The sequence below is a fragment of the Rhodococcus sp. LB1 genome (genome assembly GCF_001583455.1).
GTDB lineage: Bacteria > Actinomycetota > Actinomycetes > Mycobacteriales > Mycobacteriaceae > Rhodococcus_F > Rhodococcus_F opacus.
Genome location: NZ_LTCZ01000017.1, coordinates 1 through 12,638, shown reverse-complemented (window position 1 = coordinate 12,638; position 12,638 = coordinate 1). Strand labels below are relative to the sequence as shown.

Here is a 12,638-nt window from a genome sequence, read left to right as displayed (position 1 = left end):
GGGTGGCCATCACCGTATTCATCGCCGACGACCAGGCTATGGTCAGGCAGGGCTTCGGAGCCCTGCTCGCCTCACAGCCCGACATCAGTGTCATCGGTGACGCTCCGGACGGGGCCGTGGCGGTGAGCGAGGTCCGGCGTCTGCGACCCGACGTCGTCCTGATGGACGTCCGCATGCCGGAGATGAACGGACTCGACGCGGCCCGCGTCATCCTGTCGGCCGGTTTCGATCCGCCGGTGCGCGTGCTCATGCTCACGACGTTCGACGTCGACGACTACGTGTACGAGGCGCTGAGCATCGGGGCCAGCGGCTTCATGCTCAAGGACGCGCCCGCGGAGGAACTCATCCGTGCGGTGCGGGTGGTCGCGGACGGCGAGGCGCTTCTCGCGCCGACCGTCACCCGGCGTCTCATCGCCGACGTGACCAGCCGCCGCAGCACCGCGCGCCGCAAACCGGCCGCGCTGTCGGCGCTGACGCCCCGCGAACGCGAGGTACTCGAACTCATCGCCCGCGGCATGTCCAACACCGAGATCGCGGAGCGCCTGTTCGTCGCCGAGCAGACCGTCAAGACACACGTCGGCAAGGTGCTGTCCAAGCTGGATCTGCGCGACCGCGCACAGGCAGTGGTCCTGGCATACGAGAGCGGTCTCGTCACACCCGGCTGAGTGAACCTGCCGGTCCGAGGTGCCCGAACACGGTTCGAGCGGCAAGATGTGTAATGAGAACCACCATCACCACACGAGACGACGAGGGGTGCTTGGATGCGGATCGGAATGCTCACCGGAGGCGGAGACTGCCCCGGACTGAATGCGGTGATCAGGGCGGTGGTTCGGACCGCCGCCGGCCGATACGGCAGCTCGGTGGTGGGATTCCGTGACGGCTGGCGCGGCCTGCTCGAGGATCGCAAGGTCGTGCTGTCCAACGACGACCGGATCGATCGAATCCTCACCCGGGGCGGCACCATCCTCGGTACCGCGCGGGTCAACCCCGACAAGTTGAAGGCCGGCCTCGACCAGATCCGGCAGACTCTCGACGACAACGGGATCGACGCGCTCATCCCGATCGGCGGGGAGGGCACGCTCACGGCCGCGAGCTGGCTCGCCGAGAGTGGGGTGCCCGTGATCGGGGTTCCGAAGACGATCGACAACGACATCGACTGCACCGACGTGACGTTCGGTTTCGACACCGCACTGTCCATTGCGACCGATGCGATCGACCGCCTGCACACCACCGCCGAATCCCACCAGCGGGTGATGCTCGTCGAGGTGATGGGCCGGCACGCAGGCTGGATCGCGTTGCACTCCGGGCTCGCGACCGGTGCGCATCTCACTCTCGTTCCCGAGGTCCCGTTCGACGTCGGCGAAGTCTGCTCCCTCGTGAAGAAGCGATTCCAGCGCGGCGATTCGCATTTCATCTGCGTCGTCGCCGAGGGCGCCACCCCGACCCCGGAGTCGATGAGTCTGCGCGAGGGCGGTATCGACGAGTTCGGTCACAAACGATTCACCGGTGTCGCACAGCAGCTCGGCGACGAGATCGTCCGCCGCATCGGCAAGGAGGTGCGGACGACGGTGCTCGGGCACGTGCAGCGCGGTGGAACCCCGACGCCGTACGACCGGGTGCTCGCCACCCGCTTCGGGGTGCACGCCACCGACGCCGTCCACCGCGGCGACTTCGGAAACATGGTGGCCCTGCACGGCACGTCGATCGACCTCGTACCCCTCCAGGAGGCGACCCGGCGCCTCAAGACGGTGCCGAGGGAGCGGTACGAGGAGGCGGCCGCATTTTTCGGCTGACCGCGTTTTTCGGCGAACGCCCGGACGCATAAACTCTGTGGCATGACTGCTGTCGATGCTCCGGACCTCCTCGACTACGACGATGTGCTCGCCAAGTACGAGCCTGTTCTCGGCATGGAGGTGCACGTCGAGCTCGGCACCGAAACGAAGATGTTCTGCCCGTGCCCCACCGAGTTCGGCGCCGAGCCGAACACGCAGGTGTGCCCGGTGTGCCTCGGTCTGCCGGGGTCGCTGCCCGTCGTGAACGAGGCGGCGGTCGAGTCCGCGATCCGGATCGGACTCGCGCTGAACTGTTCCATCACACCGTGGGGCCGATTCGCGCGGAAGAACTACTTCTACCCGGATCAGCCGAAGAACTACCAGATCTCCCAGTACGACGAGCCGATCGCCACCGACGGCTACCTCGACGTCGTCCTCGACGACGGCACCACGTGGCGCGTGGAGATCGAGCGTGCGCACATGGAAGAGGACACCGGAAAGTCGCTGCACGTCGGCGGTGCGACCGGGCGCATCCACGGTGCCAGCCACTCGCTGCTCGACTACAACCGCGCCGGGGTCCCGCTCGTCGAGATCGTCACCAAGACCATCAGCGGTGCCGGTGCCCGTGCCCCCGAGGTGGCCCGCGCGTACGTCACCGCGCTCCGCGACCTGCTGAAGTCGCTGAACGTCTCCGACGTCCGCATGGACCAGGGTTCGATGCGCTGCGACGCCAACGCGTCGCTGATGCCGATCGGGGCGACCGAACTGGGGACCCGTACCGAGACGAAGAACGTCAACTCCCTCAAGAGCGTCGAGGTGGCGGTCCGGTACGAGATGCGCCGGCAGGCCGCGGTGCTGGAGGCCGGCGGTGAGGTGATCCAGGAGACCCGGCACTTCCAGGAAGCCGACGGGACCACGTCGCCGGGCCGCCGAAAGGAGACCGCCGAGGACTACCGCTACTTCCCCGAGCCCGATCTCGAGCCGGTCGCGCCCAGTGCGGAATGGATCGAGGAGCTGCGTGGCACTCTGCCGGAGCTGCCGTGGGTCCGCCGCGCCCGGATCCAGGCCGACTGGGGTGTCTCGGACGAGGTCATGCGCGACCTCGTCAACGCGGGGGCCCTCGACCTCGTCATCGCCACCGTCGACGCCGGCGCCTCCCCGGAGGCCGCACGGTCCTGGTGGGTGTCGTACCTGGCGCAGCAGGCGAACACCCGCGGGGTGGAACTCGCCGAGCTGCCGATCACGCCGGCTCAGGTCGCGCAGGTGGTGGCGCTGATCGACAGCGGGAAGCTCAACAACAAGGTGGCCCGCCAGGTGGTCGACCACGTCCTCGAGGGTGAGGGCGACCCCGAGCAGGTCGTCGCGAACCACCCCGAGCTGGTCGTCGAACGCGACGACACGAAGCTGAAGGCGGCCGTCGACGAGGCTCTGGCCGCGAACCCCGACATCGCCGAGAAGATTCGCGGCGGCAAGGTCGCGGCCGCGGGCAAGATCGTCGGCGACGTGATGAAGGCCACGCGTGGTCAGGCCGACCCGGCCCGCGTCAAGGAACTGGTCATCGAGGCCTGCGGCTGAACCCCTTCTGCACCAACGGGACGCTCGTTCGGATCAACCGAACGAGCGTCCCGTTCGTTTCGACGGGGCGGGCCGTCAGTCGAATCCGCCGCCGCCGGACGGCAGGGGCATCTTGATCACGCGGTCGTCGTTGGGTCCGGGCTGACCGCCGGTCTTGTTGACGGTGCTCACCCAGATGAGACCGTCGGGTCCGAGCGCGGCTCCGCCGAGTTGGCCGTACCGGTCCTGGACGATGACACCGGGGGCGGTGGTGACGGCTCCCGTGCCGGGGTCGGCAGCGAGTGCGGACATCGCCTTCGCGGTGCTCAGTGACACCGCCACGACGTCACCGGCGGCGACGCAGCCGCCGACGCCGGGCCGCTCCGGCCACGTCCACACCGGAGACGACACGGCTCCGTCGGCGCTGACCCGCAGCAGCCGATCCTCGAGCGGTGTGCGGTCCGTGACCCACACGGCGACACCCGGGTCGACGCACACCCCTCCGGCGACCCCGATGCCCGACAGCACCACCTGGGGGCGGGGCTGCGCCGGAGTCGGTGCGGGCGACAGGGCGGTGACCTTCAGCAGTTTCCCGGCGAGGGACGCTGGATCGGCGGCCGCGGCGGCGTTGCCCGCGTTTCCGGTCAGGACCATCAGTTCGTCGCCCGAGAATTCGAGCGAACCCGCATTGCCCGCGTCGCCGCGCGGGATCCCGCCGAGAACCTCCTTGGCGGAGTCTCCCGGTGCGATCCGCACCACCCGGTTGTCGGTCGGGGTCGTGACGTACGCGTAGATGAGGTTGTCCTCGACGAAACTCGGCGACAGCGCGATGTCGAGGAGTCCACCGTCGGTGGTGCCGTCGACGTCGACGTGCGCGATCTCCTTGGGGGTCTGCCCCTGAGCTACCTGAAGGATGCGCCCGGTCCGGCGCTCCGCGACCAGGGCGGTGGCCCCGTCGGGGAGGACGACGAGTCCGCCGGTGGTGTCGAGACAGGTCGCGATCACGCTGGGGTCCGGATCCTGGCACGGTCCCAGAGGCCCGCTCGGCGGTGGGGTGGTCGTCGTGGACGGTGGTGGGTTCTCCGGCTCCACCTCGGCGCCCGACGCACCCGTCGGCTCGGGTGTGAAGGGTGAGGACGCGGAGTCGTCGAATTTCGCGCACCCGGCGGCGAGGACCGCCGTCACGCACAGCGCGGACATCGCCATCTTGCGGGACGCCGTGCGGCGCCGCCCACCCACCATCATGATGGAGACGTTACGGAAGAGTGCGAGGTCGCCGCCACGCCGGTTCCGCCTACCAGCGATGTCCGGCCGATCGACCTAGGCTTGACGGTGTGACTGACATGCGGAAAGACCCCAGCGAGTCGTCGGACCAGGGTGCTGCGGACCAGAGCGCCTCACCCGGCTACGGCAAGGTCTCGAGCCCTTACGACCTTCCCACCGAGCGCTTCCCGTCGGCCACGCCGACGTCCGGATCCACGGGGCAGGGCCTGCCGCACACCGACGACGAACTCGACTACGGCGATGCGCGCGGCGCGGGCCTCCCCACCGAGCAGATCCCCGCATACCGGCAGTCGGCGGCGTCCGACACGTCGGACCAGCCGACGCAGGTGATCGGCGCGGGTTCCGGCGCGTCCCTCGGGGCCACGGCGGGTGATCGGTCGACCGATCGGATCGGCGAGGGCGACGTGAAGATCGGCCGCGGCACCCTGGACCTCGGACTGCTGGCCCTGCGACTCGCGGTCGGCGGAACGGCACTCGTGCACGGTCTGCAGAAGCTGACGGGGATGTGGAACGGTCCGGGACTCGACGGGTTCGAAGAGGTGCTGGTGAACTCGGGGTTCCAGCAGGCGAAACTGCTCGCGATCCTGGGTGCTATCGGTGAGGTCGCGGGCGGGGCGCTGCTTATCCTCGGTCTCGTCACCCCGCTGGCCGCCGCCTCGGTGCTGGCCGTGATGATCAATGCGTGGGCGTTCCGGCAGATCGCGGAACCGGGGCTCGAGTACTTTGCGCCCGCAGGCACCGAGTACGAGACGCTGCTGGGTGTGTGCGCCGGCGTGATCATTCTCACCGGGCCGGGGCGTATCTCGCTCGACGGCCGTCGCGGCTGGGCGACGCGCCCGTTCATCGGGTCGTTCGCGGCACTGATCCTGGGCATCGGCGCCGGTGTGTGCGTGTGGATCTTCCTGAACGGCGCCAACCCGCTCATCTGATCGCCTCGTACATTCCACGACTGCGCCGCACCCCCCGGATCGGGGGTGCGGCGCAGTCGTTTTCGTCAGATCAGCGCTGGACGAGTTCCGGGATGTTCTCCTCCTCGGGCGGGCCGGCCTGTGCGGCCAGCTTCTGTCCGAGGACCGACTTGCGCCGGCCGTAGGCGAGGTACACGACGACGCCGAGGGCCATCCACACGAGGAATCGGATCCAGGTCTCGACCGAGAGGTTCAGCATCAGCCATCCGCAGGCCAGGACGGCGAGGATGGGAACCAGCGGAACGAGCGGAACGCGGAATCCGCGGGGCAGATCGGGACGCGTGCGGCGGAGGATGATGACGCCGATGCAGACGAGTACGAACGCGAAGAGGGTGCCGATGTTCACCATCTCCTCCAGCGTGCCCATCGGGAAGAAGGCGGCGAGGAGTGCGACCACGGCGCCGACGAACAGGGTGATGCGGACCGGGCTGCCGTTCTTGCCGGTCTTGGCGAGACCGCGGGGCACGAGTCCGTCGCGGGACATGGCGAACAGGACGCGGGTCTGGCCGAGCATCATCACCATCACGACGGTGGTGAGGCCCGCGAGTCCGCCGAAGTTGATCGCGGTCTGGGCCCAGGTGATGCCGTGTGCCTCGAAGGCGGTCGCGAGGGTGGCGCTGCTGTCGCCGACGAGTGGGCTACCGGTCTTGAGGTCGGTGTACTTCACCATGCCGGTGAGCACGAGGGTGACGGCGACGTAGAGCACGGTGACGATCGCGAGCGAGCCGAGAATGCCGCGGGGGAGCGCCTTCTGCGGGTTCTTGGTCTCTTCGGCGGTGGTGGCGACGACGTCGAATCCGATGAAGGCGAAGAAGACGAGGCTTGCTGCGGCGAGGAGGCCGTACCAGCCGTAGCTGCTGCCGTCGGCTCCGGAGAGGAAGGAGAAGAGGGTCTGGTGCACACCCTGCGCGGCGCTCTCGTTGCTCTCGGCGGGCGGGATGTACGGGGCGTAGTTCTCCTTCTTGATGTAGAACACGCCGACGGCGATGACGAGGAGGACGACGGCGATCTTGATGGCCGTGATGACGGCGGACACGCGTGAGGACACCTTGGTCCCGATGGCGAGCACGATCGTGATGCCGCCGACGATGATCAGCGAGCCCCAGTCGAAGTCGATGGGACCGAGGTGGGCTGTGGTGGATCCGCTGAACCCGAGGACGTTACCCAGATACAGCGACCAGCCCTTGGAGACGACGGCCGCTGCGAGGGCGAATTCGAGGATGAGGTCCCAGCCGATGATCCAGGCGACGAACTCGCCGAAGGTGGCGTAGGAGAACGTGTACGCACTGCCCGCGACGGGGACGGTGGATGCGAACTCGGCGTAGCAGAGGGCGGCCAGGCCGCACGCGATGGCGGCGAGGACGAAGGCGAGCGAGATGGACGGCCCGGCGACGTTGCCTGCAGTCCGGGCGGTGAGCGTGAAGATACCGGCGCCGATCACGACGGCGACACCGAAGACGGTGAGGTCCTTCGCGGTGAGTTCCCTCCGCAGCCGGGTGTCGGGTTCGTCGGTGTCCGCTATGGATTGCTCAACGGATTTCGTTCGCCAAATGCCGACTCCTGGCATGTGTCGCTCCTAGGTTGTGTTCCCGATGGCCTCGTGGGCCGGAGATGTTCCGGTGGTGCTGCCGATTGTGATGTAGGTCTCAACGGCCAACTGAGGGAACCACTACTGAGCGCCGTGTGCAAGAAGCGCGGGCTCAACTGATCATTTCGATCAGTAGAACGTGTTCTGGGGTGTTTCCGTCTGAGCGAGTTGATCACCCGTGAGCGCGGTCACATCCGAGGTGGAATCCGTGAGCGCCCCGACGACGGAAGCCGGGTGCCGCGGCAGGAAGCTCCTGCTGCGGCACCCGGCTTCGTGTCCGTGTGCCCGGTGCGGGGTGCGTCAGGGGACCTGACGGACCGCGCCCTTGTCGGCGGACGTGGCCAGCGCGGCGTACGCGCGCAGGGCCGTGGTGACGGTGCGTTCGCGGTTCACCGGCTGCCACGGACGCTCGGACGACTCCATCTTCGCCCGGCGCTCGGCGAGCACCGCGTCGTCGACGAGGAGCTTCAGCGTGCGGGTCGCGATGTCGATGAGGATCTGGTCGCCGTCCTCCACCAGGCCGATGGCGCCGCCGCTGGCGGCCTCGGGGGAGATGTGGCCGATGGACAGTCCGGAGGAACCGCCGGAGAATCGGCCGTCGGTGATCAGCGCGCACTTCTTTCCGAGGCCGGAGCCCTTGAGGAATGCGGTGGGGTGCAGCATCTCCTGCATGCCCGGGCCGCCTGCGGGACCCTCGTAGCGCACGACGAGGACTTCACCGGGCTGGATCTTCTTGCCGAGGATCACCGACACCGCCTCCTCCTGCGACTCCACGACGCGCGCGGGTCCCTGGAAGTGGAACAGGTCTTCGTCGATGCCCGCCGTCTTGATGACCGCGCCGTCGACGGCGATGTTGCCGCGCAGCACGGCCAGGCCGCCCTCGACCGTGTGCTTGTGCTCGAAGTCGCGGATGCAGCCGTTGGCGGCGTCCGTGTCGAGCGACGACCAGCGGTTGTTCGTCGAGAACGGCTCGGTGGTGCGGACGCCGCCGGGCGCGGCGTGGAAGAGTTCGACGGCCTCGTCGGATGCCTTGCCGGACCGGATGTCCCACGTGTCGAGCCACTCGTCGAAGCTCTCGGTGTGCACGGTCGAGACGTCGCTCTCGAGCAGTCCGGCCCGGCGGAGTTCGCCGAGGATGGCGGGGATTCCGCCCGCCCGGTGCACGTCCTCCATGTGGTAGTCCGAGTTGGGCGAGACCTTCGACAGGCACGGCACCTTGCGGCTGATCTCGTCGATCTTGTCGAGGTCGAAGTCGTAGACCTCACCCTCCTGCGCGGCCGCGAGGGTGTGCAGCACCGTGTTGGTGGAACCGCCCATCGCGACGTCCAGCGCCATCGCGTTGCGGAACGCGGCAGGCGTCGCGATGTTGCGGGGGAGGACGGAGTCGTCCTCGTCCCGGTAGTACCGCAGCGCGGCTTCGACGACGGTGGTTCCCGCGCGGGTGAACAGCGCGCGACGGGCCTCGTGGGTGGCCAGCGTGGAACCGTTGCCCGGCAACGCCAGACCGAGCGCCTCGGTGAGGCAGTTCATGGAGTTCGCGGTGAACATCCCCGAGCACGACCCGCACGTCGGGCAGGCGCTGCGCTCGACCTCGGACAGTCCTTCCTCGTCGACCTCGTCGTTGGCGCTCGCCGAGATCGCCGTGATGAGGTCGGTCGGTGCCTGGGCGACACCGTTCACCACCACCGCCTTGCCGGCCTCCATCGGTCCGCCGGACACGAACACGGTGGGAACGTTCAAACGCAGTGCGGCATTGAGCATTCCCGGGGTGATCTTGTCGCAGTTGGAGATGCAGACGAGGGCGTCGGCGGTGTGCGCGTTGACCATGTACTCGACGGAGTCGGCGATGATCTCGCGGCTGGGAAGGGAATACAGCATGCCGCCGTGCCCCATCGCGATGCCGTCGTCGACAGCGATCGTGTGGAACTCACGAGGTACACCACCGGCGGCGCGGACGGCGTCGGCGACGATGTCGCCGACGTTCTTCAGGTGGACGTGCCCGGGAACGAACTGCGTGTACGAGTTCGCGATCGCGACGATCGGCTTCCCGAAGTCGGAGTCGGTCATTCCGGTGGCGCGCCACAGTGCGCGGGCGCCTGCGGCATTTCGTCCTGCGGTGGTGGTTCGGGACCTCAGCGGGGGCATGAGCGTATTCCTTAGTCAGCGTACGGAAGTACTGACAAACGCTACTCGCGCACTATTCCCCGTCTGTGTCCGGCCGGTTCTTCACCGGCTGCTCGCCATTCGATTCGGTGTCGGCGTGGTGGGCCGCCTCGTCCGCCGCGGCGGCTGCCGCGTAGGGGTCGGTGATGCGGCCGCCGCTCGCCTGGGCGATATCGGGAAGCCGGTCGAATGTGACGACGGGAAGGGTCACCTCGCCCCCGTCCGTCAGCGTGGCCCGGGCCCAGCCGCGCTTGGGGAAGCGGAATCCCGTGATCTCGGACCACGCCAGCGACCGGCCGCCGAACAGCCGGCGCACCTCGAGTCCGTCGGGCGTGACCGTGGTCCGCACCCGCGCGACCCAGGCCACCGCGACGATCGGGGCGATCACGAGCCAGCCGAAGGCGGCCGGCCAGCCGAAGATGGGGAACGACACGGCGAACAGGAGGAAGGCGCATCCCAGATAGGCCAGGGGAGAAATCCGGATGACCTGCTTGGGTGGGTTCGTCGTGTGGGATGATGATTCTGGTGGCACGGGCTGCTGCGGAGTTGACACCTCTACATCTTCGCACCGCAGCCGATGTATCTCATATTCTGGGACGGCCGACTCACCAAGTTGACTGTTCACTATTAGCGCGCCTACCGTCGAGCGCGTGAAACAGAATGAGTTGCTCGTAATCGGCCGGCGCGTCGTCGCCTGAGTCGATTCCTTCAACTCGCCAGATAACGACGCGCCACCCTCGTACAGCATCAGCTGACGGGGGTTTTTTGTTGCCCGGAGCCAGAATCAGAGGATTTCCCAGTGAGCGCACCAACCGCACGGCCTCAACCCACGCCGCGCAAGTCGGGGGCAGCAAGCCCGACGACCGCGGCCGCCGCGACTCAGACCGGTAGCCGCCGCCAACTCGCCCCCGAGCGGGTCAGCGGCGCCCAGTCCGTGGTCCGAGCCCTCGAGGAGCTCGAGGTCGACACGGTATTCGGCATTCCGGGTGGCGCCGTTCTCCCTGTCTACGACCCGCTCTTCGATTCGAAGAGGGTCCGGCACGTGCTCGTCCGTCACGAGCAGGGTGCAGGCCACGCCGCCACCGGGTACGCCCAGGCGACCGGCAAGGTCGGCGTCTGTATGGCGACGTCCGGTCCCGGTGCGACCAACCTCGTGACGCCGCTCGCCGACGCGCAGATGGACTCCGTTCCGGTCGTGGCCATCACCGGACAGGTCGGCCGCGCGCTCATCGGCACGGACGCGTTCCAGGAAGCCGACATCTCCGGCATCACGATGCCGATCACCAAGCACAACTTCCTCATCACCGACGGCGTCGACATCCCCCGGATCATCGCGGAGGCCTTCTACCTCGCCTCCAGCGGTCGTCCCGGCGCGGTGCTCGTCGACATCCCGAAGGACGTTCTCCAGGCCCAGACCACGTTCTCGTGGCCGCCGGAGATGCGGCTGCCCGGCTACCGTCCCGTCACCAAGCCGCACGGCAAGCAGGTCCGCGAGGCGGCCCGCCTGATCGCCGACGCGAAGCACCCGGTGCTGTACGTCGGTGGCGGGGTCATCAAGTCGGAATCGTCTCCGGAACTGCTCGAACTGGCCGAGCTCACCGGCATTCCGGTGGTCACCACGCTGATGGCGCGCGGCGCGTTCCCGGACAGCCACACGCTGAACTGTGGCATGCCCGGCATGCACGGCACGGTCGCGGCGGTGGCGGCACTGCAGCGCAGCGACCTGCTGATCACGCTCGGCGCGCGTTTCGACGACCGGGTCACGGGTCAGCTCGATTCGTTCGCCCCCGACGCCAAGGTCATCCACGCCGACATCGACCCTGCGGAGATCGGCAAGAACCGGTACGCGGACGTCCCGATCGTGGGCGACTGCAAAGAGGTCATCGTCGAACTGATCGAGGCGATCAAGGCCGACCTGGCCACCGGAACCACGCTGGACCTCACCGAGTGGTGGGCGTACCTCGACGGCATCCGTCGCACGTACCCCCTCAGTTACGACCGTCCGTCCGACGGCGCGCTGTCCCCGGAGTACGTGATCCAGTCGGTCGGCAAGCTCGCCGGTCCCGACGCGATCTATTGCGCCGGCGTCGGCCAGCACCAGATGTGGGCCGCACAGTTCGTCAACTACGAGAAGCCGCGCACCTGGCTGAACTCCGGCGGTCTCGGCACGATGGGTTACGCCGTCCCCGCCGCGATGGGCGCCAAGATGGGCATGCCCGACACCGAGGTGTGGGCCATCGACGGTGACGGCTGCTTCCAGATGACCAATCAGGAACTCGCCACCTGCGCGCTCGAGGGCATCCCGATCAAGGTTGCGCTCATCAACAACGGAAACCTCGGCATGGTGCGCCAGTGGCAGACGCTGTTCTACGACGAGCGCTACTCCAACACCAATCTCGGCACGCACGGCGCGATCCGCATCCCCGACTTCGTCAAGCTGGCGGAGGCGTTGGGCTGCCACGGGATTCGCGTCGAGCGCGAAGAGGACGTCGAGGCGGCGATCCGTGAGGCGCAGGCCATCAACGACAAGCCCGTGGTGATCGACTTCATCGTCGGCGCCGACGCTCAGGTGTGGCCGATGGTCGCGGCGGGCACGAGCAACGACGAGATCATGGCGGCGCGGGGCATCCGTCCGCTGTTCGACGACGACGAGGCGGCCGCCGAGCCGGCCGTCATTCACGAGGCCATGGAGCGCGAGCAGCGTTCGGGCATGGCCGCAGCGGCCGGGGAGGAAGATCAGTGAGTACGAGCCACACCCTCAGTGTTCTCGTCGAGGACAAGCCGGGCGTGCTGGCCAGGGTGGCCGCGCTGTTCTCCCGTCGTGGGTTCAACATCGAGTCGCTCGCCGTCGGTGGCACCGAGCTTCCCGAGATCTCCCGCATGACCATCGTCGTGACCGTCGACGAGTTCCCGCTCGAGCAGGTGACCAAGCAGCTCAACAAGCTCATCAACGTCATCAAGATCGTCGAGCAGGACGGTGAGGCCTCCGTCGCCCGTGAGCTGGTGCTCATCAAGGTGCGAGCCGACGCCAGCGTGCGCACGCAGGTGATCGAGACGGTGAATCTGTTCCGCGCCAAGGTGATCGACGTCTCCCCGGAGTCGGTCACGATCGAGGCGACTGGAACGCGATCCAAGCTGGATGCGCTGCTGCGGATGCTCGATCCGTACGGTATCCGGGAGATCGTGCAGTCCGGGGTCGTGGCCGTGGGACGGGGGCCGAAGTCCATCACGGCCACTCGCTAGTACTTTAGATACGCAAATCCAAGAAAGAGGTTGAACTGTGGCAGTCGAGATGTTCTACGACGACGA

At 67.8% G+C, this 12,638-nt stretch carries 10 protein-coding genes; 6 read left to right on the top strand and 4 right to left on the bottom strand.

From position 1 onward, the window contains the following. The first annotated feature begins 2 nt into the window (after positions 1-2). The 3 genes from AZG88_RS03475 (at position 3) to gatB (ending at position 3,347) form a co-directional block, all read left to right on the top strand. Positions 3-665 carry a response regulator gene (locus AZG88_RS03475; protein ID WP_005240363.1) on the top strand — a complete coding sequence of 221 codons (663 nt, stop codon included), beginning with the start codon at positions 3-5 and terminating at the stop codon, positions 663-665. 96 nt (positions 666-761) lie between these two features. Further along, positions 762-1,793 (top strand): ATP-dependent 6-phosphofructokinase, encoded by a 1,032-nt coding sequence (locus tag AZG88_RS03470; RefSeq protein WP_005240365.1) that lies wholly within the window; start codon positions 762-764, stop codon positions 1,791-1,793. A 42-nt stretch (positions 1,794-1,835) separates the two neighbouring features. After that, positions 1,836-3,347: an Asp-tRNA(Asn)/Glu-tRNA(Gln) amidotransferase subunit GatB gene (gene gatB, locus AZG88_RS03465; RefSeq protein WP_005240367.1), complete on the top strand. Its 1,512-nt coding sequence runs from the start codon at positions 1,836-1,838 to the stop codon at positions 3,345-3,347. A gap of 75 nt (positions 3,348-3,422) precedes the next feature. Here gatB and AZG88_RS03460 read toward each other — a convergent pair whose 3' ends face one another. Beyond that, on the bottom strand, positions 3,423-4,571 hold the full coding sequence (locus AZG88_RS03460; RefSeq protein ID WP_005240369.1) for a PQQ-dependent sugar dehydrogenase: 1,149 nt from the start codon (positions 4,569-4,571) through the stop codon (positions 3,423-3,425). A gap of 98 nt (positions 4,572-4,669) precedes the next feature. On the opposite strand from AZG88_RS03460, the gene AZG88_RS03455 reads away from it, so the two are divergent. Continuing rightward, positions 4,670-5,539, top strand: coding sequence for a DoxX family protein (locus AZG88_RS03455; protein ID WP_025432330.1), 870 nt, complete (start codon positions 4,670-4,672; stop codon positions 5,537-5,539). Positions 5,540-5,609: 70 nt separating this feature from the next. Here the strand turns inward: AZG88_RS03455 and AZG88_RS03450 are convergent, their stop codons facing one another. From AZG88_RS03450 to AZG88_RS03440, 3 genes are all read right to left on the bottom strand, one after another. Beyond that, the gene (locus AZG88_RS03450; RefSeq protein WP_005240375.1) at positions 5,610-7,145 is read right to left on the bottom strand and encodes an amino acid permease; all 1,536 of its coding nucleotides are present in this window, start codon (positions 7,143-7,145) and stop codon (positions 5,610-5,612) included. A gap of 321 nt (positions 7,146-7,466) precedes the next feature. Next, positions 7,467-9,311 carry a dihydroxy-acid dehydratase gene (gene ilvD, locus AZG88_RS03445; RefSeq protein WP_005240376.1) on the bottom strand — a complete coding sequence of 615 codons (1,845 nt, stop codon included), beginning with the start codon at positions 9,309-9,311 and terminating at the stop codon, positions 7,467-7,469. A 52-nt stretch (positions 9,312-9,363) separates the two neighbouring features. Beyond that, a complete protein-coding gene (locus AZG88_RS03440; protein ID WP_025432331.1) occupies positions 9,364-9,861 on the bottom strand; it encodes a PH domain-containing protein in 498 nt (165 codons plus the stop codon). A 267-nt stretch (positions 9,862-10,128) separates the two neighbouring features. Between AZG88_RS03440 and AZG88_RS03435 the strand changes: the two genes are divergently transcribed. Next, positions 10,129-12,072 (top strand): acetolactate synthase large subunit, encoded by a 1,944-nt coding sequence (locus AZG88_RS03435; protein WP_005240381.1) that lies wholly within the window; start codon positions 10,129-10,131, stop codon positions 12,070-12,072. Next, on the top strand, positions 12,069-12,572 hold the full coding sequence (gene ilvN, locus AZG88_RS03430; protein WP_005240383.1) for an acetolactate synthase small subunit: 504 nt from the start codon (positions 12,069-12,071) through the stop codon (positions 12,570-12,572). The genes AZG88_RS03435 and ilvN overlap by 4 nt, the downstream gene beginning before the upstream one ends. Positions 12,573-12,638 lie beyond the last annotated feature (66 nt).

Bases quoted from the DNA above. Each gene is read 5' to 3' on its own strand.
- AZG88_RS03470 (WP_005240365.1), top strand. From the start codon at position 762: ATGCGGATCGGAATGCTCACCGGAGGCGGAGACTGCCCCGGACTGAAT.
- gatB (WP_005240367.1), top strand. From the start codon at position 1,836: ATGACTGCTGTCGATGCTCCGGACCTCCTCGACTACGACGATGTGCTC.
- AZG88_RS03460 (WP_005240369.1), bottom strand. From the start codon at position 4,571: ATGATGGTGGGTGGGCGGCGCCGCACGGCGTCCCGCAAGATGGCGATG.
- AZG88_RS03455 (WP_025432330.1), top strand. From the start codon at position 4,670: ATGCGGAAAGACCCCAGCGAGTCGTCGGACCAGGGTGCTGCGGACCAG.
- AZG88_RS03450 (WP_005240375.1), bottom strand. From the start codon at position 7,145: ATGCCAGGAGTCGGCATTTGGCGAACGAAATCCGTTGAGCAATCCATA.
- ilvD (WP_005240376.1), bottom strand. From the start codon at position 9,311: ATGCCCCCGCTGAGGTCCCGAACCACCACCGCAGGACGAAATGCCGCA.